Consider the following 20,888-nt stretch of genomic DNA (forward strand, 5'->3'; position numbering starts at 1 on the left):
GGAAAGTGGCGGCCGACGGTTCTTTCGGGTCAGTGCGTTATCACTCCACGCTCACCCAGGACACCAGCGAGCGCAGGGCGTCCTCGGGTGACGCCTTCGCGGCCGGAGTCACCGGCCCGGACACATCGCCGAGGTTGGCGGCCATCCACGCGTCGAGGACGCCGAGGACGAGCTCGATCTGCGACTCGGCCGTTGTGCGGTCGGTGAACACCATCCAGTTGAGCGCGAATCCGTCGGACAACGTGGACACGATGTAGGTCAGTTCGTCGATCGTTTTCGGGTCGACGGACTGGCCTGCAGCGGTCGAGGCGGCCTCGAGGATCGCTCGCATGGATGCGAATGCCTCGTTGTACACCATCTCGGCCTGCTTGCCCTCCTGACGCTGGGCCCAGCTGATCAGCTCGACGATCGCCGCGCCGAAGTCCGGATTCGCCAGGTACCACTCCATCACTCCGCGCAACAGGGTGCGCGCCGTGGTCTCGACGTCGGCCTCAACGTCGTTGCGTGTCAACACCTCTCGATACTGCGCGGTGACGTGCTCGAAGACCGCCGCGAACAGCACCTCTTTCGTGGCGAAGCAGTAGTGCAACGTGGCCAGCGGAGCGTTCGCATCCTGCGCGATGCGGCGTGTGGTCGCGCCGTCCACCCCGTGGGCGGCGATCATGCGCACGGCCGCGGCCACCAGTTCGGCGCGACGTTCGGCGGCGGGAATGCGAGCCATGCGTTTCTCCTGTCCCATCAGATGCGAGCGACTGATCAAGTCAATGCAAACGCTACCAGTCGGACGAACGTGCGATCCGCCTCATCGTCGAGATCGGAAGCTCGCGACTTGCAGCGGTTACAGCTACGCGATCATTTGCCTTGATCATATGACTATGTTCTTCTAGGCTATGACCGGGCCCACAGTCCGGCGCCGTCGGCGATCGGAGGGCCACGAGCCACGAGTTCACCGCGAATGCGCCGTGACGACATGAGATCGCAAGCCGCACCCGCATCAACGCCGCACTGCACCCGACATAGAGGATGACCATGACTGGAGTCCGATCAGTTCGCCAGGAACGCGCGATCGCGTTCGATCGCATGGCTGTGGACCCGCCGATCGACACCCTCGTCGGCCTGCTGGCGATCCAGGCCCTCCGGTATCCCGACCGCGAGTTCCTCCGGTTCGCGGAAGGTTCGTGGACCTTCGGCGAGATCGACGACTGGACGTCACGCCTGGCGCAGCGACTCGTCTGCGAGGACGGGGTCCGGGAAGGCGACCGGGTCGCGATCATGCTGCCCAATGTGGTGCAGTGGCCGGTCGCCTGGCTCGCGATTCTCGCGGCCGGCGGCGTCGCGGTGCCGATCAATTCGTCCTACCAGCGCGCAGACCTCGAATTCGTGCTGCGGGATTCCGGCGCCCGGGTGATCGTCACCGACGCCGAACACACCCCGCTCGTCGAACAGGTGCGCGCCGCGAACGCCGATCTGGCCGATGTCCGGATCGTCGAAGCCGCCTCGTGCGACGAACTCACGCAGTATCCGGCGGACAGGCCGGGGGTCGCCATCTCCGGCGAGACGCTCGCGAATCTCCAGTACACGTCGGGCACCACCGGATTTCCGAAGGCGTGCATGCTGACCCACGACTACTGGGTTCGGCTGGGGTGGGTCTGCGCGAGCGCGGCAGGCCTCGGGGCCGACGACGTGGCGCTCACCTCGCAGCCGTTCTCGTACATGGACCCGCAGTGGAACACCTCGCTGTGTCTCACGATCGGCGCACCGCTGGTGGTGCTGCCCCGGTTCTCCGCCTCGGGTTTCATGGCGGACGTCCGCAGGCACCGGGCCACATTCTGCTACGTGCTCGGCTCGATGCCCACGCTGCTGTTCAAGCAGGAGCCGAGCCCGCAGGACCGGGACAACGACCTACGCCTCGTGCTGTGCTCGGCAATCCCCGTCGCGCTGCACGCGGAGCTCGAACAGCGTTGGGGTGCACCGTGGCGGGAGATCTTCGGGATGACCGAAAGTGGGGTCGACCTGGTCAGCCTCCCCGAGCGCACGGCCGACGTCGGCAGCGGACGGCTGGGGCAGCCGGTTCCCACGAAGCAGGTCCGGGTGGTCGATCCGCAGGGCGGAGAGGTTGCCGAGGGCGAATCCGGCGAGCTGATCACCTCGGGCAGACCGATGATGCTGGGCTACTGGAACCGGCCCGAAGACACCGCGCAGGTCCTGCGCGACGGCTGGCTGCACACCGGCGATGTCGCGGTCCGCGAGGCGGGCAGCTACCGCCTGGTGGGCCGGATCAAGGACATGGTCCGCCGCGGCGGGGAGAACATCGCGAGCGCCGAGGTCGAACGCGTCCTGGAGCGCGACGACACCGTCGTCGCGGCAGCGGTGGTCGGCGTCCCGGACGAGCTGTTCGGCGAGGAGGTCAAGGCCTTCGTGCAGCTGGCCACCGGCGCCGACGAGAGCCGCGGAGCCGCAGAGCGAATCGTCGATGGCGCACGAACCCAGTTGGCGCGCTTCAAGGTTCCGCGCTACGTCGAGTTCGTCGCCGATTTCCCGCGCACCCCGTCCGAGCGTGTGTCGAAGCCGGCCCTGAAGGCGCGCTCGGCCGAACACCCGGGCATCACCTACGACCTGCAGCCGCCGCGCACCGTCCGCGGCGGCAACTGAGGAGCCGGACATGACCGAGAACTACCTGGACGTGCACATCGACCGCGACGTCGCCGTGGTCACACTGAACCGCCCGGCCAAGCTGAATGTGATGGACGTGGCGACGAGAGTGAGACTCGCGCAGACGATTCGCCGGTTCGGGACGGGTGACGTCGTCCGCGGGATCGTGCTCACGGGTGCGGGGCGGGCCTTCTCCGCCGGTGAGGACCTGCAGTCGGTGCCGACCAGCTACGCCGAGATTCACGAGGCCTTCGCGACGTTCCACGACATCACGCGGGCGATTCTCGAGACGGAGGTGCCCGTGATCGCGGCGGTGAACGGGATCGCGGTCGGCGGCGCCTCGGAGATCACGCTGTGCTGCGACTCGCGGATCGGCACGCCCGGCGCCGAGTACTACCAGCCGGAGAACCACCGCGGGATCATCATCTCGAATGCCTCGAGCTTCCTCCTGGGGCGCCTGGTCCGGAACCATGCGATGCGAATCATTCTCGGCTCCCACCGGATCGATGCGGATGAGGCGCTGCGGATCGGGCTGCTCGACGAGATCGTGGCCCCGCAGACACTGGTGGACCGCGCGGTGCAGGTGATCCGGCAGTGGAACTCCGATCCCCGTACCACCGCACTGCACCTGGGCCTGCTGCGGCCGCGACCCGAAGACATCGAGGCCGCGTTCGCCCGCGAAGACGACGCCGCCCGCCGGTCCTGGGAGTCCGGCGCCTTCACCGAGGGCATCGAGGGTTTCTGGGCATCGAAGAACGCGGCGCCGACGGCGCCCACGACGAGCAATTGAGATCGGAGACAAGAGTGATCACCACCGAAGCAGCACTTCTCACCGCGGTGAACGAGCCGCTCGAATTCACCGAGATCCGGGTCGACGACCCGGAGCCGAACGAGGTCCGCGTCGCGGTCTCCAATGTGGGGCTGTGCCACAGCGACCTGCACTACATGACCGGTACCGTGCACGCCGACCTGCCTGTGGTGGTCGGGCACGAGGTGGCGGGCATCGTCGAGTCGGTCGGCTCCGCGGTGACCTCGCTGCGTGCGGGCGACCGCGTCGTCGGCGCCCTCACGCCCTCGTGCGGGTTGTGCCGCAACTGCCAGGCCGGGCACTCGACGCAGTGCCAGCGCGTCTCGCAGATCCGGCAGCGGCCGCGCCCGGCGTTCCAGTTGCCGGGAGGCCGGGTCGTCGAGCGGCTCGGCGACATCGGCGCCTTTTCCCGCCACACCCTGATGCGGGAGAACTCGCTGGTGAAGGTCCCCGACGAGGTGGGACTGCACGTCGGGTGCCTGTTGTCCTGCTGCATCATCACCGGCGTCGGTGCCGTCTTCCGCGGCGCGCAGGTGCGCCCGGGCGCCACGGTGGCCGTGATCGGCTGCGGCGGTGTCGGTTCGGCCATCATCCAGGGCGCGCGGCTTGCCGGTGCCTCGGCGATCGTCGCCGTGGATCTCGACGACGCCCGGCTCGCGGCGGCGCGGACATACGGCGCCACGCACGTCGTGAACGGCGCGACCGATGTCCCCACCGAGATCCGGAAGGTGCTCGGCGACGGGGTGGACTACTCGTTCGAGGCCGTCGGCTCCGCGCGCACCGCGGCCACCGCGCTGTCGGTCCTGCGTGCCAGGGGTACCGCTTGCCTGGTGGGCATCGCACCGGACGGCACCGACCTCACCGTTCCCGCGTCGGATTTCTTCTTCGGCGAGAAGCGCCTCATCGGCTCGTACATGGGCTCCGGCCAGGCGCACGAGGACATCACCCAGTTCGCGCGTCTGTACCTCCAGGGCAGCCTGCTGCTCGACGAGATGGTCAGCGACGTGATCCCGTTCGGCGAGGTGAACAAGGGCTTCGAGGCGATGAAGTCGGGCGAGGTGACCCGCATCGTCGCCGACCTCACCGTGTGAGCGCACCGACCCCACCCATACCCACGCACCGAAGGAAGACACGGATGTCGAACCCTCAACTGCCCCAGCCGATCAACTACATCGCCGACGAGTGGTCCGAGTGCCGGACGATCCCGGACGCGTGGAATCTCGATCCCAACACGGGCCGACCGGTCCACCGCGCCGTCACCACCGGACCGGACGACGTGGAGCGCGCACTGCGGCACGCCGAGCGGTCGTACGGCTTCGAACGCTGGGACGACGCGGCCGGCGAGGAACGCGCGGCGGTCATCGAGCGTGCGGCCGACATCGTCGAGGCCCGGATCGAGGACATCGCCCGCACCGATGCCCTCACCAGCGGCGTCCCGATCGCGAAGGCCCGGATGGTCGCGCAGTTCCTTCCGCACCGGATCCGCTCGTCCGCTGCGGAGCTGCGCGCCATCCCGCGTCGGACGGCCCTGGAGGCCGGTGGCCGCGACGTGCGGCTGTACAAGGTCCCGTGGGGCCCCGCCGCCATCCTCACCCCGTGGAACGGCCCGAGTTTCATCCCCGCCGCGAAGATGGTGAGCGCCCTCGCCGCCGGTTGCCCCGTCATCCTCAAACCGTCCGAGCATGCGCCGAGCAGCGCCCAGATCATCGTCGAATGCTTCGTCAAGGCGGGGCTGCCCGACGGTGCGCTGCAGCTCGTCCACGGCGCGGGCGACGTGGGCGCGGCGCTCACGGGCGATCACCGCGTGAAGATCGTCTCGTTCACCGGCGGCCCGAACGCCGGCCGCGCGATCGCCCGCGCGGCCGCGGAGGACTTCAAGGTGCTCCAGCTCGAGCTCGGCGGCAACAACCCGGCCCTCGTGCTGGACGACGCCGACATCGACGTCGCCGCCGACGGGATCCTCGACGGGATGACCAAGCTCAACGGTCAGTGGTGTGAAGGCCCCGGAAAGGTGCTGGCGCACAAGAGCCTCGTCGGGCCGCTGCTCGACGCGCTGCTCGATCGCATCTCCCGCATCGACGTCGGGCATTCGCTCGACGAGAACACGCAGCTGGGCCCGATCTCGAACGCCCCGCATTTCGCCACGCTGCAGAGCCGGATCGACGGGCTGCGGGCCCACGGCGGGACGATCCATCAGCCCGCGCAGCTGCCCGCACTCGACGGGTTCTTCCTTTCTCCCACAGTGGCTTCGGGAGTCGACGCGTCGGTGGCGACCGCCGAGCTGTTCGGACCGCTCGTCAGCCTGCACGCCGTGGAATCCGACGAGGACGCACTGCGCGTCGCCAATGCGAACCCGTCGGGTCTGGACGCGTACGTGTTCGGCGGCGACCTGGACCGCGCCCTCGACGTCGGATCCCGGGTGCTGTCGGGCGAGGTGCGCGTGAACGGTGCCAAGGTCGCCGATCTCGCCGACGGTTCGGCACAGAGCTTCTGGGGTGCTTCCGGAATCGGCGGTCATGCCCCCGGCGAGTCCGTCCGGGTGTTCTGCGGCGACCGCGTGGTCGGCGTGGATTCACCCGACCTCCCTCTGTAGCGGTCAGGACTACTTTCGCGTCACCTCTTGACTGTGACCGGCGCCACTGATCTACTCAACTAAGTCAATTGATCGAGTCGTTTGATCATAACAAAGAAAGCGACGGCATGAACTCCACCTCCACCTCAGCCAGCGGGATCGTCGATGTCATCGGCGTCGGTGCCGGCTTCTCCGGCCTCTACCTCGCGCACCGGCTCACGAACGCGGGGTGGACCTTCGCGGGTTTCGAGGCCGGGCCCAGCGTCGGCGGCACCTGGTTCTGGAACACCTATCCGGGCGCCCGCTGCGACGTCGAGAGCATCTACTACTCCTACTCGTTCGACGAGACGCTTCAGCAGGAATGGACGTGGAGCCAGCGATTCGCGCCGCAGGCCGAGATCCTCGGCTACATCGAACACGTCGCCGACCGCTTCGACCTGCGCAGGCACTTCACCTTCGACACCCGCGTGGTCGGCGCGACATGGAACGCGGACGACCGGCTGTGGGAGGTGCGGCTGGACAACGGCGAGACGCGCCGCAGCCGCTACCTGATCTCGGGCGCGGGTGGCCTGTCCACCCCCAAGGACTTCGACGTGCCGGGTCTCGGGAACTTCACCGGACTCCAGGTGTCCACCAGCCGGTGGAACATCTCGCTCGACGACCTCGCAGGCAAGCGCGTCGCCGTGATCGGCACCGGATCTTCGGGCGTGCAGGCCATCCCGCTGATCGCGGAGGTCGCGGAACACGTCACGGTGTTCCAGCGCACCCCGAACTACGTGATGCCGGCCCGCAACGCCGAACTCCCTGCGGAGCAGGTCGCCGCCGTCAAGGACGACTACCCGGCGCTCCGGGAGGAGTGCCGGCACTCACCCGGCGGCATCCCCGACCGCCCCGTCACCGAGAACGCCTTCGACGTGTCGGACGAGGAGCGCCGGCGGCGCTACGAGGCGGCGTACGAGCGCAGCGGCTTCCAGGGCGTCGGCGCCGAGTTCGCCGACCTCCTCACCGATGCCGCGGCGAACCGGACCGCGTCGGAATTCCTCCACGACAAGATCCGCGAGATCGTCGAGGATCCGGCGACCGCCGAGCTACTGGTGCCCAGGCACCACCCTCTCGGTGCCAAGCGCAGTGTCTTCGGGACCGACTACTACGAGACCTACAACCGGCCGAACGTGTCGCTGGTGTCGCTGCGCGACGAGCCGCTCGAGACGATGACCGCGAACGCGATCGTCACGTCGGAGGGCACGTACGAGGTGGACGCCGTCGTGCTCGCCATCGGGTTCGACGCCTTCACCGGCCCGCTGTACGGGCTCGGTCTCACCGGTGCGTCCGGCAAAACGCTGCAGGAGGCCTGGCGCGACGGTGTCCGGACCTACCTCGGGATGATGACCACGGACTTCCCCAACTTCTTCATGGTCGGAGGGCCTCAGAGCCCCGCGCTCGCCAGCAACGTCGTGATGACCATCGAGCAGGCCGTCGACTGGATCGCCGACCTCATCGAGCACGCCCGCGACTCCGGAGCGACGCTCGTCGAGACCACCGTCGAGGGCCAGAACGACTGGGTCGACATCACCGAGGAGACCGTCGCCCAGACGCTGTACGCCACCACCGACTCCTGGTACCGCGGCTCCAACGTCGAAGGCAAACCCAACACGTTCATGGGGTACGTCGGCGGTGTCGGCAAGTACCGCCGGATGTGCACCGAGATCGCCAAGCGCGGCTACCCCGGCGTCGAGATCGACGGCGAAACAGAGTCCCGCCACCTCGGCGCCATCCACCGGGAGATCTCATGAGCACGACAGTCCATCGGCGCTATGTCGCCTTCTCCGACGCGCACTACGCGGGCAATCTGGTCGACGGCGCCTACGCCCTCAAACTTTTCGGGGACGTCGGCACGAACCTGTCGATCGAGCTGGACGGCCACGAGGGGCTGTTCGCCGGCTACTCGTCGGTCGAGTTCCTCGCGCCGGTCCGCGGCGGTGACGTCGTCGAGGCCGAGGCCCGGCTGGTGAAGAAGGGCAACCGCAGCCGCACGGTCGACTTCGAGCTCCGCGTGATCTGCCGCGGCTCCGACGACACCGGCCGCGCACACGTCCTCGAATCGCCACTGGTTGCGGTGCGCGCTCGCGGCACCGCGGTCATCCCTGCAGAAGAGACGGAGAAGTAGCCATGGAGCTGATCCACGACACCGGTTGGGCCGCAACGCCCGCCACCGCCGAACAACCCCTGACCGGTGACATCGACTGCGACGTGGTCGTGATCGGCGGCGGTGGGGGCGGCATGTCCGCCGCCATCCGCCTCGCCGAGAAGGGCGTCGACGTGGTGCTCCTCGAGGCGAAGACTCTCGGCTGGGGCGCCAGCTCCCGCAACGCCGGATACGTCACGAATTCGATTGCCGCCGATCCGGAGTTGCTGGGCTTTCTGCTGAAGAGCGAGCGGCTGCGCGATCTCTACCGGTACGCCGAGAACGCGGTGCACTTCGCCGAGGACTCCATCGCCCACCACGGGATCGACTGCGGTTATCGGTCGGAGGGCATCGTGATGGCCGCCGTGTCCAAGGGGCAGCTCCGGCATGCGCGCCGCAACGCGAAGGTCATGGCCGAGGCCGGATCGTCGGCCGAATTCGTCGAGGGCCGGGAGGCGGGCCTTCCGGACGGCTTCCTCGGCGGAGTGCGCGAGGGCGTCGGTGGCACCCTCAACCCGGGTGAGTTCGTCCTCGGCCTGCGGGCCGCGACGATCGCATCCGGCGTGCGGGTCTACGAGCACACTCCCGTCCGCGACGTCACGGACACCGGCGGCGGGGTCTCCGTCCAGACTCCGGACGGAAGGGTTCGGGCGCGCAAGGCGCTGCTGACCACCAACGCCCACAGCGCGGGCCTGTCCAGCGCGCCGAAGAACCTCGCCACCCCGGTGTGGACGTCGCTGGTCGAGACCGAACCCGTTGCGCCCGAGCGACTCGACGAGATCGGCTGGACCAGCCGTGCCCCGATGGTCACGCTGCACATGATCATCGAGAGCTACCGTGTGACCCCCCGGGGCACGATTGTGTTCGGCACCCGCCGCGTGCAGACCGGGCGGAATCCGCTGCCGGACCGCACCCCTGCCCGGAACGTCGCCGACGACCTCGTCCGCGGATTCCGCGACCGCTTCCCCGGCCTGCGCGACATCGAACCGCAGAAGGCCTGGGGCGGCTGGATCGGCATGAGCTCCACGTGGCTCCCCGTTGCCGGCGAGGCCTCCGACAACGTGCTCTACTCGCTCGCCTGCAACGGCCACGGCTTCGCCCAGGCACAGTACGTGGGCCACCTGCTCGCGGACCGGATCGGCGGCGCGCCCTTACACGACGACCTGGCCGCGATCTGGCACGGCCGGAAGCGCTTCTGGCCCAGCTTGGTCAGCGGTCCCGCGCTGCACGCGGCCTGGATGGCCGACCGTGCCTCGGACCGCCTGGCAGCTCTCACGAAATGACCATCGGCGCAAGCCACCCTCCAAGGAGAAAATCATGTCCATCCGAGAACTGCTCTTCGCGGTCGCGGACATCTGGATGATCGCCGTCGGATTCACGTACGGGATCAAGTTCATCCGGAACTACAAGAACTATCTACTCGGCCTCGAGTGGATCATCGTCGCGACGTCGGGTTCGAACTTCCTCGTCTACGGCATCCTGAAGGCCGGTCACGACAGTCCGATGTACACCGGCGCAGCCTTTCTGGATGCCTTCTCCCGGTCGGTCGGCATCACGCTGATCCTGGTCCTGGGGCTGATGAAGGTCACCCACCGGTACAAGCCGTCCGTCGCGGTGGACATCGGCGCGTTCGCCCTCGCCGCCGTGGTGGGCTTCCTCCTCCTCGGGTACCAGCACCACATCGGCACCCCCGCCAAGATCTTCTTCATCGTCGTCAACGTGCTCACCACGTTGTTCCTGATCTACTTCGTCAAGCGCCTGTGGGGTATCGGCGAGCACGGTCACGCCGTGTCGGTCGCCGTCGCCACCGCGTGCGGATTCGTCATCGCCTCGACCTACGACTTCGTCCACATCCCGGGCGACGACGCGGAGCACACGATCTTCTACATCTTCGCGCTGTCCACGTGGGGCCTGCAGATGTTCGCGTACTTCCGCGCGTACCGGGCGTTCGACGCCCACAACAAGCGCGTCGACGCCCAGGCGGTCAGCGGCGGCGCCCCGGTCACGGCGTGAGTCGCGTCGTGACCACCGCAGCACCGAAGCTCATCGTTTTCCAGAGTCAGGAACCGAAATGACAACGCACGTCCAGGAAGAGACCACCGAGGTGGTCGTCGTCGGCGCCGGAATGGCGGGATTGACGGCGGCGACCACGCTGTCGCCGGAGACCGACGTAGTCGTGCTCGAATCCACCGACCGCGTCGGCGGACGAGTCGAGACCGTCCGGAAGGGTGATTACTGGATCAACGTCGGCACTCAGTTCACCGAGGGCACAGGCACACTGATCGATGCCCTCGACCGGCACGGAATCGAGATGGGCTCGCTTGCAGGCAAGAGCGTCGCGCTGTACCTGAACGGCGGGGTGATCGACACTTCGAATCCCGTCGCGCTCATGTTCCGCACGCGGATGACCATGATGGACCGAATCGGCATGGCCATCGTCGGTGCACGCATCCTCGCCGTCATGCCGTTCTTGGAGTCGCAGAGCCGTATCGCACAACGGGTGCGCGCCAACCTCGACACCAAGCTGGGGTCGTACCTGCTGAAGGGCGTGCGGTCGAAGCTGGCCGCCGACGTCGTCCGGTCGTGGTCGGCGCAGTGGATGGGATGCGAGGTGGAGGAGACGGCCGCCACCCAGTTCGTCACGTCGGTCGGCCTCGCGTTGGCCGACCCGGAGAAGATCCCGAACTTCTCGCTGCCGGTGGGTGGCAACCAGACGTTGACCGACGTGCTGGCGGAGGATCTCGGTGACCGGATCCGGCTGAACTCGGCGGTGCACTCGGTGCGGCGGGACGGTGACGGCGTAGTCGTCGAGTACCTCGACGGTGACCGACCGGTGCGGCTGCGGGCGAAGCGCGCGATCGTGACCGCACCCGCCGACATCGCCGAGCGGATCATCCCGGACCTGACGCAGCAGCACCGGAACGCGTTCACCGACATCACCTACGGCCGGTACGTGATCGTCGGATTCTTCACCGACGAAGTCGGGCCGCAACGCTGGGACGACTACTTCGCCGTCTCCACGCCGCAACTGTCGTTCCAGGCGATGTTCAACCACGCCGCGGCGATGCGGAACGGCGACGACCGCAAGCCCGGTGGAGCACTGGCTTGTTTCGCAGGCGGCGCCCACGCCGACGCATTGTTCGACCTCCCCGACGAGGCGATCGTGTCGCGATACCGGCAGGACCTGCTTGAAGTGTTCCCCGAGCTGGAAGGGAAGCTGGGCGAGGGCATCGTGCGGAAGCATCGTCGGGTCGTGCCCTTCTGGGCGCCCGGGCGGAGGAACTCGCTTCCGACGCTGCGTGATCCGCTCGGCACCATCTACCTCGCCGGCGACTACCAGCTCGATCTGCCGTCGCTCGCCGACGCAGCCACGTCGGGCGAGCGCGCGGCGAAGGCCGTACTGGCGAGCCTGAGCCGGCAGCGCTAGACGAGGACCCGACGGCCCGGCGCGTTCCGTCGCACGCTTTCAGAATTCGATCTTCAGGGTGGGACTGGTCGGCTTCGCCTGGCAGCCGAGAATGTAGCCGTCGGCGACGTCGTCGGGATCGAGGGCGTCGGTGACCCCGGGGTCGACGGTCCCTTCCAGCAGGGTGCAGGCGCAGGATCCGCATTCGCCTTCGCGGCAGGAGTAGGGGGCGTCGATTCCGGCGCCCACCATCACGTCGATCAGGGTTGCATCGGCCGGCCAGGTCAGGGTGTGGGTGTCGCCGTCCAGGGTGACGTCCACGGTCGACGACGCGGCGTCGTCGGCGGTGACCTGCTTGATCGGCGCGAAGGGGTCGCCGTCGAGGGACCGGAATTCCTCGATGTGAATCCGGTGCCGGTCGTAGCCGATGCTGGTCAGTGTCTCCTTGACCATGGCCATGAAGGGTGCGGGTCCGCAGACGAAGACGGTGCCGTCCTGGCCGCCGTCGGCGAATTGGGTGAGATTGTCCGGGGTCGGTAACCCGGCCTCGCTCTCGATCCGGTGCTCGACGGTGAGCCGATCGGCGTGCTTCTCGGCGAGGTCGGCGAGTTCGGCGTCGAAGATGATCGATTCCCGATCCCGGTTGGCGTAGTACAGGGACACGGTTCCGGTCGCGGACGCCAGCACGGTTTTGAGGATCGACATCACCGGGGTGACGCCGCTGCCGGCGGCGAAGAGCTGGAAGTCGCCGTCGAGACTGTGCGGGGTGAACGTGCCCGACGGTGGCAGCACATGCACGGCGTCGCCGGCGGTGATGTTGTCGCACAGCCAGTTCGAGCCGTATCCGTCGACGGTGCGTTTGACCGTCACCTTGATCCGGTCGTCGGTGGTGGGGGAGCTGGCGATCGAATAGCAGCGCGCCACCGAACCGGTGCGTTCGCTGGGGATCCGGACGGTGAGGAATTGCCCGGGCCGGTACGCGAACCGGCCGGCGACCTCCCGCGGGACGTCGATGACGAGGGAGGAGGCGTCGGATGTCTCGGCGATGACGTCGGCGACACGGACGGTGTAGCCGAGAGAATCGGGTGCGACGTTGGTCATGGGTGCGTCTTTCGTTGCAGCTCAGGATGGGGAAGCGACACGTTCCGGCCGTCGGCGGCCGAAGGGAACCGGCGGAATGTGGTCAGTGCTCGGACGGCGACGCGGCCGGGGGCAGCGCCCGGAACCAGACCTCACCGAGGGCGCGGCCGAGTTCGTCGATGCGTTCGCGTTTGGGGGTCGAGGCGGGCAGACCGACGTGTACGTAGGCCATCTGCTCGGTCATGCAGCCGAGCGACTCGGCGAGCAGGTCGAGGTTGGTGTCCCCGATCTCCCCGCGGTCGTGCAGTTTCTCCAGCCAGCGGCGGGTGCGTGCAATGAAGTCGTCACGCAGTTGCAGCCACAGCTGCTGAAACCCCTCGTTGGCGCTGGCGGCGGCAGCTTCACGGAGCAGTCGCAGGATGTGCCGGTGCCGGGAGTAGGCGTGCAGGTACGTGCTGTTGACCTCGATCAGCGCTTCGAGTTCGCCGCTGGTGGTCGCCTTGCGGCTGGTGGCCTCGGACAACTCCTGGAGCCCGGTGTGCATGGCGGCGAGGAAGACGTCGTCGAGGTCGGTGAAGTGCCGGTAGAAGTTCCCCTGTGCGGTCTTCGCGCGGTGGGTGATGTCGGAGACCCGGGTGCGGGTGTACCCGTATTCACTGAAGCATTCGATCGCGGCCTGCACGATGCGTTCCCGGGTGAGTTCCCCGCGGCGGTTGGGACGTTTCGGGGTGGCCGCGCCGGGTTCGACGAGGCCGACATGGGTGTAGACGTCGTCGAGCGTGCGCGGTGGGACCTGCCGCGGTGCGGTCATCGTCGCCCCCTCTCCGTCGCCCGAGTGTGCGAACAAGATATCACTGACAGTGGATGTCGCATCGTTCTGACCTCGTGTTATGCCCGTTCCAGGTGCGCAGAGCGCAACTGTGCGAGCGGATGATCCACCGGGACGGTGTCGGGCAGGTAGCCGAGGAGTTCGGTGAGGTACTCGTCGATGTCGCTCTCGTCCGGGGTGTGCAGGGCGTCGCCCTCGTAGACCGAGCCGGTGGCGCCGTCGACGGTCACCGTGAGCCCGGTCAGTTTCGCGACGGTGCCGACTCCGGCGCCGACGACGCACGGCAGCCCGATCTCCCGGCACACCAGCGCCGCGTGGGAGGTGCTGCCGCCGAGTTCGGTGACGACGGCAACCGATTCGAACATCGCGGGCACATCGTCCGGGGCGGTGGAGGGCCGCACCAGGACGACGGGTGTGCCGGCCGCGGCGAGGTCGAGGGCCTGGTCGAGGTCGCTGACGGCCTGCCCGACGGCGACACCGGGGCCGGCGCCGAGGCCGCCGGCCAGGACCGTCCGGTCCGCGTGCACCGCGTGCGTTTTCGCCAGGCTCGCGGCCTGCTCGGCCGAGACGCGGGAGACCGCCTCGTCGGCTGTGATGAGACCCTCGCGGACGAGGTCGACGGCGATCCGGACCGCGGCGCGCGGCGCACGCTTCCCGGCCCGGCACTGCAGGACGTACAACCGGCCGCTTTCGACGGTGAACTCGATGTCGACCAGGTCGCGGTGCTCACGCTCGAGGACCTCGGCGATGCGCTCGAGTTCCGGGTACACGTCGGGCAGGATGTCGCCGACGGTGACGAGCGGGTTCGGGGTCTTCTCCCCGGACACGACGTCCTCGCCCTGCGCCTTCGCCAGCCATTCGCCGTAGAGGGTGTTCTCGCCGGTCGCGGGGTCCCGGCTGAACAGCACCCCGGTCCCGGACCGTTCGTCGCGGTTGCCGAATACCATGGCCTGCACGGTGACTGCGGTTCCGGCGCCGGCGCCGAGGTTGTGCCGGGCGCGGTACGCCTTGACGCGCTCGTTGGTCCAGGAGTCGAAGACGGCGCCGATCGCCGATCGCAACTGCTCGAGCGGATCGCTCGGCGGCGCGGCACCGGGGTCGCCGGCCACGATGTCGGCGTAACTGTGACAGAACCGCTGCCAGGTGTCCGTCGCCCACCGCTGATCGCCGGTCTCGGCGGCGAGCGCCGCACACAGTTCCGGGGTCAGGCCGAGGTTGAGGACGGTGTCCATCATGCCCGGCATGGACTGCGCGGCACCGGAGCGGACCGAGACCAGCAGCGGGGACGGACCTGCGCCGAACCGTCGGCCGGTCTCGGTTTCGAGCCGTCGCAGGTGTTCGAGGACCTGCTGCCAGATCTCGTCCGGCAGGGATCGGCCGTTGTCGTGGTAGACCGCGCAGACACCGGTGGGCAGCGCGAACGCCGGGGGGACCGGTAGTCCCATCGCCCGCATCTTGTTGACGCTGTAGGCCTTGCCGCCGAGTACCTCGCGGGTGCTGGGGTGGGTGCCGTCGAGGGTGATGACGTGCTCGGCCGGGCGGCTGGAGGAGATCATTGCGAGAGTCCTTCGAAAACGGGGGATTTGGCGGCCACACGGGTGGCGAACAGGCCACCTTCGACCGGGATGTCGATGCCGTTCAGCCAGGACGCGGCGGGGGAGAGGGCGAACGCGACGACAGCGCCGATCTCGTGGGGGTAGCCGTGTCTGCCGACCGCGTCGTGGGAGCGTGCCATCGCGTCGGCACCCATGCTGGCCTCGAAGTCGGCGAGGATCGGTGTCTCGACCGGTCCGGGGCTGACGGACAGCGCACGGATGTGGCGTGCCGTCAGTTTCGCCGACAGCAGTTGCGTCCAGTCGACGAGGGCGCGTTTGGACGTGTCGTAGGCGGCGGGCCCCTTGACGGGGTGGTCACACAGCCATGCGTGCAGGTCCGCGCGGTCGCGGACCCGCAGTAGTTCGTCGATCGACTCCGGCGGTTCGGTGTTGCGGTGCGCGGCGACGGAGGCGACGTTGACGATCGCCGCTCCCGCGGTCATGCGGGGGAGCAGAAGTTCGGTGAGCAGGCGCGGCCCGAGAAGGTTGACCGACAGCACGGTCTGCGCGGCAGCGGTGCCCGGGACACCGGCGACGTTGGCGAGCCCGCTCAATTGATCCGGCAGGGCCGCGACCGCGTCGCTGATCGAGCCGGGATCGGAGAGGTCGCACAGCAGGGTGCGCACCGATCCGATCGGGCAGTCGCGCCGGTCGAGGGCGTAGACCGTGGCGCCGGCCGCGCTCAACTGGTCGGCGAGGGCGAGACCGATCCCCGATGCCGCCCCGGTGACGACGATGTTTCCGCTGAAAGCGTTGCCGGTCATGACATTACCGCCGTCACGTCGGTGAACTCCTCGATGCCGAGGTGGCCGAGTTCGCGGCCGTAGCCGGAATTCTTGACGCCACCGAAGGGAACTGTGGGCCGATTGCGGGTGCGGACGCCGTTGATCTTGACCTGGCCGACGTCGAGCCGTCCGGCGACGGCGCGAGCGCGTTCGACGTCGCCGGACCACACCTCCGCGGACAACCCGTACGCGCAGTCGTTGGCGATGCGGACGGCGTCGTCGACGTCGGCGTAGATCTGCACGGCGATGACGGGGCCGAAGATCTCCTCACGGATGGCTCGGGCGTTCTCGGGCAGTCCGGTGATGACGGTGGGATCGACGAAGTACCCGGTCGGGGACGCCTCGGACGGCTTGCCCGTGCCGGTGAGCAGGTGCCCGCCGGCGGCGACGGCGTCACCGATGTGGTCGAGGACGCGCTCACGTTGGCGCGCCGAGACGAGCGGCCCCTGCCGCGTGCGGGGGTCCGCGGGATTGCCCAGGACCTGCTGCGCGACTGCATCTTCGATGATGTCGACGGAGTCGGCGGCGAGGTGTTCCGGGATCAGCAGGCGGGTGGTGGCGTTGCAGGCCTGACCGGAGTTGACCAGACCGGAAGTGACGACCCCGGTGAGCGCGGTCTCGAGGTCCGCGTCCGGCAGCACCACGGCAGGTGACTTTCCGCCGAGTTCGAGAGTGCAGCGGGTCAACGTCTGCGCCGCCAGGGCGGCCACTGTGCGGCCGGCGACGACGCTGCCGGTGAACGAGACGTGCGCGAGGCCCGGGTGCGCGGCCAGTGCGGCGCCGGTGGCCGCACCGGTTCCGGTCACGACGTTGAACACCCCGGCCGGAAGTCCCGCCTCGAGGAACAGCGCGGCGAGCGCGTTCGCGTCGTACGGGGTCATCTCCGATGCCTTGAGCACCACGGTCGATCCGGCGGCGAGTGCGGCCGAGACCTTGGCGACGATCTGATGGACAGGCATGTTCCACGGCGTGATCGCGCCGACTACCCCGCTGCCGCGTCGGACCAGGGTGGCCCCGTCGATGTCCTGCGACCACGGGAAGTTGCGGGCGGTGCGGGCGGTGGCCCGCAGCACGTCGGCGGGGAGCTGGGCCTGTGTGACCTCCGCGAGCGAGATCGGCATTCCCATTTCCCGGCTCACCAGTGCCGCGATCGCCGCGCCGTCACGGGTGAGCAGATCCGCGGCACGGTCGAGCAACTCCGCCCGCTCGGCGACGTCGGTGCGCCGCCACGCCGGATGAGCTGCCGCGGCCGACCGCACGGCGACGTCGACCACCTCGGATCCGGTGTCGACGACCTCGCCCATCACGGACTCCGTGAACGGGTCGATCACCTCGATCACCGGCCCGGCCGGTACGAACCATTCGCCGTCGATCAGGCAACCGGCCCGGTCGAAGGTGTCAGCCATGGCGCGGCTCCAATCGCACGGGCAGGGTCTTGATGCCGCGGAAGAAGTTGCTCTGCAGCCGCTTCGGGGAATCGACGACGTCGATGTCGATGCCGCGTTCGACGAGCTTGGTGAAGAACAGCTTCGCCTCGAGGCGGGCGAGGTTGGCGCCGAGGCAGGCGTGATCGCCCCACCCGAAACCCAGGTGCTCGTTCGGGAACCGGTCGGCCCGGAACGTGTCCGGTTCCTCGAATACCCGCTCGTCCCGGTTCGCGGAGCAGAACCACATGACGACCTTGTCGCCGGCCTTCACGGTCTTGCCGTGCATCTCGACGTCCCGGGTGGCGGTGCGCCGCATCGACAGCACCGGCGACACCCAGCGCACCATCTCTTCGACCGCGGAGCGGATCTTGCCCGGATTCTCGCGCAGAAGGTCCCACCATTGCGGGTTCTCGTGCAGGGCGAGCACACCGCCGGACAGCAGGTTTCGGGTCGTTTCGTTCCCGGCGACCATCAGGATCAGGTAGTAGGCGTCGAGGTAACCGCGGCTGAGCGGGACCCCGTCGAGTTCGGCGGCGGTCAGCACGCTGACCAGGTCGTCGGCCGGGCAGGCCCGACGCTCGGTCTCGAGGGCCCGGAAGTAGGCGAACACCTCGTCGCGGGCGCGCACGGCGGTCTCGGGGCCCGCGGAGTAGTCGGGGTCCTCCGAGGCCATCTGGTTCGTCCACCGCAGCAGGTTCGGGCAGTCCTCGAGCGGGGCGCCGAGCAGTCGACCGATCATCACCAGGGGCAGTTGGGCGGAGATGTTCGCGACCAGGTCGATCGGCCCCGCGCCGACGGCCTTGTCCAGCAGGTCGTCGATCACTGCCTCGATGTCCGGGACGAGGGCCTTCACCTTGGCCGGTCGCACGTGCGGGGTGACGATCTTGCGCAGCGGCCCGTGCTCCGGTGGGTCGACATGATGAATGCTGCGGGCGCCTTCGCCTTCGGCGCGCCTGCTCGCGATCTGCGTCCCCTGGGTGACGGTGAACGTGTCGTGGTCCGCGGCAACTGCTTTGACGTCGGCGTATCGAGTCACCGACCAGAATCCCGGGCCGTTCGGTTCCTCGTTCCAGTGCAGAGGGTCCTCGTTGCGCAACTGCGCGAAGATCTCGTCCGCGTAGCCGGAGGCGAATGCCCGCAGGTCCATCAGGTCGATACCACTGCTGGTGGTCATGTGGATGTCTCCCGTCGCGGTCACGTTCGTTTGTGACATTGGTGTCACTAAAGCACAAATCGCCGGATTTGCAAATACCCCTTGTAAGACGAGTCAAATCGCTTGTAGCCTGACCTAGATAGTGACGAACAATTCACAAAAAGAGGTCACGTGTACCCACCCGCAATCGCCGCCGAGCATCCCGATTCTCTCGCGTTCGTGATGGCCGCCTCCGGTTCTTCGCTCACCTACCGGCAGCTCGACGAGCAGTCCAACCAGCTCGCCCATCTCCTGCGCAGCAGAGGCGTGGGAGCAGGCGATTCCATCGTCCTGGTGATGGAGAACCGGATCGAATGGCCGGTGGTGGTCGCGGCCGGAATGCGCGCGGGCCTGTATGTCACACCGGTGAACTGGCACCTCGGCGCCGCCGAACTCGCGGCGCTCCTCGCCGAAGCGGCACCGGCCGCGGTGGTCACCAGCGGCTCGCTCGCCGGAGCGGTCGCCGACGCCCTTCCCGAAGGGCACACCGCGCTGATCCTGTGCACCGATCCCGCTCCCGGAGGCGAGCACCTCGCCGCGGCGATCGCGAACCACCCGAGGACTCCCATCGCGGACGAGCGCTTCGGCGCCCGCGTCCTCTACAGCGGCGGCACCACCGGCCGTCCGAAGGCGTTCCGGCAGAAATTGCTGGACATCCATCCCGCGGACGCCCCCACCCGCCACGCGGGTCTCGCCCTGAAACTCGGCATCGACTCGGACACGGTGCTGCTCTCGCCCGCCCCGAACTACCATGCGGCGCCGTTCACCTTCCAGCTGATGACGATGGCCGCCGGCGGCACGGTCGTATGTATGGAACGATTCGACGCGTCCGCGGCCATGACGGCGATCGCCGCCCACGGGGTCACCCACTCGCAGTGGGTGCCGACGATGCTGCTGCGCATCCTCGCCTTGCCCGACAGGGCCGCCATCGCGCTGTCGCCGACGCACACCACCGCGGTCACGTCCGGCGCGCCCTGCCCGGTGGAGGTCAAGGAACAGATCACCGCGTGGTGGGGGCCCGTCCTGCACGAGTACTACGGCGCCTCCGAGGGCTACGGGCACACCTACATCTCCGCGGCCGAATCGGCCGACCACCCCGGGTCGGTCGGCCGGCCCCTCGGCGGCACCCGCGTGCACGTCACCGACGACGCGGGCACCCCGCTGCCGACGGGTGAGATCGGCAAGGTCTGGTTCGAACCGCCGGCCGCGACGGCCTACGTCAACGCGGGAGACACCACGACGAGTGCCGGCTGGAAGAGCATGGGCGACCGCGGCTACCTCGACGAGGACGGATTCCTCTACCTCGCCGGGCGGGAAAGTTTCATGATCATCTCCGGCGGGGTCAACATCTACCCGGAGGAGATCGAGGCCGCCCTGGTGCGCCATCCCGATGTCGTCGATGCCGCGGTATTCGGCATCCCCGACCCGGAATTCGGGGAACAGGTCAAGGCGATGGTGGAATTGCGCGAGGGTGTATCGGGTGACGCCACCACCGCCGCCGACCTCATCGATCACTGCCGCGGCTGCCTGGCGACCTTCAAAGCGCCTCGCTCGATCGACTTCGTCGACCGCCTGCCGCGGCTGCCCACCGGGAAACTCAACAAGAAGGCCCTGCGCTCGCACTATTTCGCGAATTCCTGACGAAGACACCATCTGACCATCGATCACCCGAACAGGAGCCAGACATGGTTCACGCCCAGCAAGATCAACAGACCTTCGACGTCCTGCATTCGCTCCGCGTGAAGGGTCTGGCCAACGACAACGTGCTCAGCGCCCTGTCGGGCGTGCCCGTCGAGGACCTGCCGGCAGCCCTGGATCCGCTCGTCGAGCAGGGTCTGGTGGTGCGCCGGGAGGGCCGGATGCCGGGAGCGATGCTGACCCCCGCGGGCAAGGCCGAGCATCTGCGGCTACTCGCGCAGGATCCGGCCACCACGGGCGCGGCCACCGCGCTGACAGCCTTCTACGACAGATTCCTGCCGATCAACTCCGACTTCAAGATGGTGTGTCAGCGCTGGCAGATGCGCACCGACGACACCCCCAACGATCACGGCGACCCGACCTACGACGGCGAGGTCGTCGGCGCGCTGGCGCAGATCGACGAGCAACTGCGGGCGTCGCTCCCGGAACTGGTCGATGCGCTGCCGCGGTTCGGTCGCTACCTGCCCCGCCTCTTCGCGGCGCTCGACCGCATCCGCGGCGGCGACAACGCCTCGTTCGCGCGGCCGATGTACGACAGCTACCACGACATCTGGATGGAACTGCACGAAGACCTCATCCTCAGTGCCGGGCGGACCCGGGGCGCTGCCGACGAAGGCTGAACAAGGGCACAACTCAGAAGGGTCGGGCCGGTCGATGAC

The 20,888-nt window shown here is 68.3% G+C and carries 18 protein-coding genes; 11 read left to right on the forward strand and 7 right to left on the reverse strand.

Going from position 1 to position 20,888, the window contains the following annotated elements:
- Window positions 1-40 precede the first annotated feature (40 nt).
- Complete coding sequence (locus tag ACFTZB_RS25750; protein ID WP_378435376.1) at window positions 41-721, reverse strand: TetR/AcrR family transcriptional regulator; 681 nt, start codon at window positions 719-721, stop codon at window positions 41-43.
- Between the two features lie 308 nt (window positions 722-1,029).
- Here ACFTZB_RS25750 and ACFTZB_RS25755 point away from each other — a divergent pair, with 308 nt between their 5' ends.
- The 9 genes from ACFTZB_RS25755 (at window position 1,030) to ACFTZB_RS25795 (ending at window position 11,644) form a co-directional block, all read left to right on the forward strand.
- On the forward strand, window positions 1,030-2,652 hold the full coding sequence (locus tag ACFTZB_RS25755) for a class I adenylate-forming enzyme family protein (protein WP_378435378.1): 1,623 nt from the start codon (window positions 1,030-1,032) through the stop codon (window positions 2,650-2,652).
- A gap of 10 nt (window positions 2,653-2,662) precedes the next feature.
- Window positions 2,663-3,442 carry an enoyl-CoA hydratase/isomerase family protein gene (locus tag ACFTZB_RS25760; protein ID WP_378435380.1) on the forward strand — a complete coding sequence of 260 codons (780 nt, stop codon included), beginning with the start codon at window positions 2,663-2,665 and terminating at the stop codon, window positions 3,440-3,442.
- A gap of 14 nt (window positions 3,443-3,456) precedes the next feature.
- Window positions 3,457-4,551: a Zn-dependent alcohol dehydrogenase gene (locus ACFTZB_RS25765; RefSeq protein WP_378435382.1), complete on the forward strand. Its 1,095-nt coding sequence runs from the start codon at window positions 3,457-3,459 to the stop codon at window positions 4,549-4,551.
- Between the two features lie 44 nt (window positions 4,552-4,595).
- On the forward strand, window positions 4,596-6,053 hold the full coding sequence (locus ACFTZB_RS25770; RefSeq protein ID WP_378435384.1) for an aldehyde dehydrogenase family protein: 1,458 nt from the start codon (window positions 4,596-4,598) through the stop codon (window positions 6,051-6,053).
- A 107-nt stretch (window positions 6,054-6,160) separates the two neighbouring features.
- Window positions 6,161-7,825, forward strand: coding sequence for a flavin-containing monooxygenase (locus ACFTZB_RS25775; protein ID WP_378435386.1), 1,665 nt, complete (start codon window positions 6,161-6,163; stop codon window positions 7,823-7,825).
- The gene (locus ACFTZB_RS25780) at window positions 7,822-8,199 is read left to right on the forward strand and encodes a hotdog domain-containing protein (protein WP_378435388.1); all 378 of its coding nucleotides are present in this window, start codon (window positions 7,822-7,824) and stop codon (window positions 8,197-8,199) included. The genes ACFTZB_RS25775 and ACFTZB_RS25780 overlap by 4 nt, the downstream gene beginning before the upstream one ends.
- Before the next feature lie 2 nt (window positions 8,200-8,201).
- Complete coding sequence (locus tag ACFTZB_RS25785) at window positions 8,202-9,500, forward strand: NAD(P)/FAD-dependent oxidoreductase (RefSeq protein WP_378435390.1); 1,299 nt, start codon at window positions 8,202-8,204, stop codon at window positions 9,498-9,500.
- A 34-nt stretch (window positions 9,501-9,534) separates the two neighbouring features.
- Window positions 9,535-10,230: a transporter gene (locus ACFTZB_RS25790; RefSeq protein WP_378435392.1), complete on the forward strand. Its 696-nt coding sequence runs from the start codon at window positions 9,535-9,537 to the stop codon at window positions 10,228-10,230.
- A 58-nt stretch (window positions 10,231-10,288) separates the two neighbouring features.
- Window positions 10,289-11,644: a flavin monoamine oxidase family protein gene (locus tag ACFTZB_RS25795; RefSeq protein ID WP_378435394.1), complete on the forward strand. Its 1,356-nt coding sequence runs from the start codon at window positions 10,289-10,291 to the stop codon at window positions 11,642-11,644.
- 39 nt (window positions 11,645-11,683) lie between these two features.
- Here ACFTZB_RS25795 and ACFTZB_RS25800 read toward each other — a convergent pair whose 3' ends face one another.
- From ACFTZB_RS25800 to ACFTZB_RS25825, 6 genes are all read right to left on the reverse strand, one after another.
- Window positions 11,684-12,724, reverse strand: a complete 1,041-nt coding sequence (locus ACFTZB_RS25800; RefSeq protein ID WP_378435396.1) for a 2Fe-2S iron-sulfur cluster-binding protein — start codon at window positions 12,722-12,724, stop codon at window positions 11,684-11,686.
- A gap of 82 nt (window positions 12,725-12,806) precedes the next feature.
- Window positions 12,807-13,514 (reverse strand): TetR/AcrR family transcriptional regulator, encoded by a 708-nt coding sequence (locus ACFTZB_RS25805; protein ID WP_378435398.1) that lies wholly within the window; start codon window positions 13,512-13,514, stop codon window positions 12,807-12,809.
- A gap of 77 nt (window positions 13,515-13,591) precedes the next feature.
- Entirely contained in the window at window positions 13,592-15,088 is a 1,497-nt protein-coding gene (locus ACFTZB_RS25810; RefSeq protein WP_378435400.1) for a pyruvate, phosphate dikinase, read from the reverse strand.
- Window positions 15,085-15,891, reverse strand: a complete 807-nt coding sequence (locus ACFTZB_RS25815; RefSeq protein WP_378435402.1) for a coniferyl-alcohol dehydrogenase — start codon at window positions 15,889-15,891, stop codon at window positions 15,085-15,087. Before ACFTZB_RS25815 ends, ACFTZB_RS25810 begins: the two co-directional genes overlap by 4 nt.
- Window positions 15,888-17,318 (reverse strand): aldehyde dehydrogenase family protein, encoded by a 1,431-nt coding sequence (locus ACFTZB_RS25820; RefSeq protein WP_378435404.1) that lies wholly within the window; start codon window positions 17,316-17,318, stop codon window positions 15,888-15,890. Before ACFTZB_RS25820 ends, ACFTZB_RS25815 begins: the two co-directional genes overlap by 4 nt.
- Window positions 17,311-18,513 (reverse strand): cytochrome P450, encoded by a 1,203-nt coding sequence (locus tag ACFTZB_RS25825; RefSeq protein WP_378435406.1) that lies wholly within the window; start codon window positions 18,511-18,513, stop codon window positions 17,311-17,313. The genes ACFTZB_RS25820 and ACFTZB_RS25825 overlap by 8 nt, the downstream gene beginning before the upstream one ends.
- Window positions 18,514-18,663: 150 nt before the next feature.
- On the opposite strand from ACFTZB_RS25825, the gene ACFTZB_RS25830 reads away from it, so the two are divergent.
- Both ACFTZB_RS25830 and ACFTZB_RS25835 read left to right on the forward strand, forming a co-directional pair.
- A complete protein-coding gene (locus ACFTZB_RS25830; protein WP_378435408.1) occupies window positions 18,664-20,172 on the forward strand; it encodes an AMP-binding protein in 1,509 nt (502 codons plus the stop codon).
- Between the two features lie 44 nt (window positions 20,173-20,216).
- Window positions 20,217-20,849 (forward strand): MarR family transcriptional regulator, encoded by a 633-nt coding sequence (locus ACFTZB_RS25835; RefSeq protein WP_378435410.1) that lies wholly within the window; start codon window positions 20,217-20,219, stop codon window positions 20,847-20,849.
- Window positions 20,850-20,888: the final 39 nt, after the last annotated feature.

The sequence above is a fragment of the Rhodococcus sp. NPDC057014 genome (assembly GCF_042673295.1).
Classification (GTDB): domain Bacteria; phylum Actinomycetota; class Actinomycetes; order Mycobacteriales; family Mycobacteriaceae; genus Rhodococcus_F.

Coding starts and splice junctions, on each gene's coding strand:
- ACFTZB_RS25750 (WP_378435376.1), bottom strand. CDS start 721: ATGGCTCGCATTCCCGCCGCCGAACGTCGCGCCGAACTGGTGGCCGCG.
- ACFTZB_RS25835 (WP_378435410.1), top strand. CDS start 20,217: ATGGTTCACGCCCAGCAAGATCAACAGACCTTCGACGTCCTGCATTCG.
- ACFTZB_RS25780 (WP_378435388.1), top strand. CDS start 7,822: ATGAGCACGACAGTCCATCGGCGCTATGTCGCCTTCTCCGACGCGCAC.
- ACFTZB_RS25800 (WP_378435396.1), bottom strand. CDS start 12,724: ATGACCAACGTCGCACCCGATTCTCTCGGCTACACCGTCCGTGTCGCC.
- ACFTZB_RS25755 (WP_378435378.1), top strand. CDS start 1,030: ATGACTGGAGTCCGATCAGTTCGCCAGGAACGCGCGATCGCGTTCGAT.
- ACFTZB_RS25815 (WP_378435402.1), bottom strand. CDS start 15,891: ATGACCGGCAACGCTTTCAGCGGAAACATCGTCGTCACCGGGGCGGCA.
- ACFTZB_RS25825 (WP_378435406.1), bottom strand. CDS start 18,513: ATGACCACCAGCAGTGGTATCGACCTGATGGACCTGCGGGCATTCGCC.
- ACFTZB_RS25770 (WP_378435384.1), top strand. CDS start 4,596: ATGTCGAACCCTCAACTGCCCCAGCCGATCAACTACATCGCCGACGAG.
- ACFTZB_RS25820 (WP_378435404.1), bottom strand. CDS start 17,318: ATGGCTGACACCTTCGACCGGGCCGGTTGCCTGATCGACGGCGAATGG.
- ACFTZB_RS25760 (WP_378435380.1), top strand. CDS start 2,663: ATGACCGAGAACTACCTGGACGTGCACATCGACCGCGACGTCGCCGTG.
- ACFTZB_RS25790 (WP_378435392.1), top strand. CDS start 9,535: ATGTCCATCCGAGAACTGCTCTTCGCGGTCGCGGACATCTGGATGATC.
- ACFTZB_RS25805 (WP_378435398.1), bottom strand. CDS start 13,514: ATGACCGCACCGCGGCAGGTCCCACCGCGCACGCTCGACGACGTCTAC.
- ACFTZB_RS25810 (WP_378435400.1), bottom strand. CDS start 15,088: ATGATCTCCTCCAGCCGCCCGGCCGAGCACGTCATCACCCTCGACGGC.
- ACFTZB_RS25795 (WP_378435394.1), top strand. CDS start 10,289: ATGACAACGCACGTCCAGGAAGAGACCACCGAGGTGGTCGTCGTCGGC.
- ACFTZB_RS25785 (WP_378435390.1), top strand. CDS start 8,202: ATGGAGCTGATCCACGACACCGGTTGGGCCGCAACGCCCGCCACCGCC.
- ACFTZB_RS25775 (WP_378435386.1), top strand. CDS start 6,161: ATGAACTCCACCTCCACCTCAGCCAGCGGGATCGTCGATGTCATCGGC.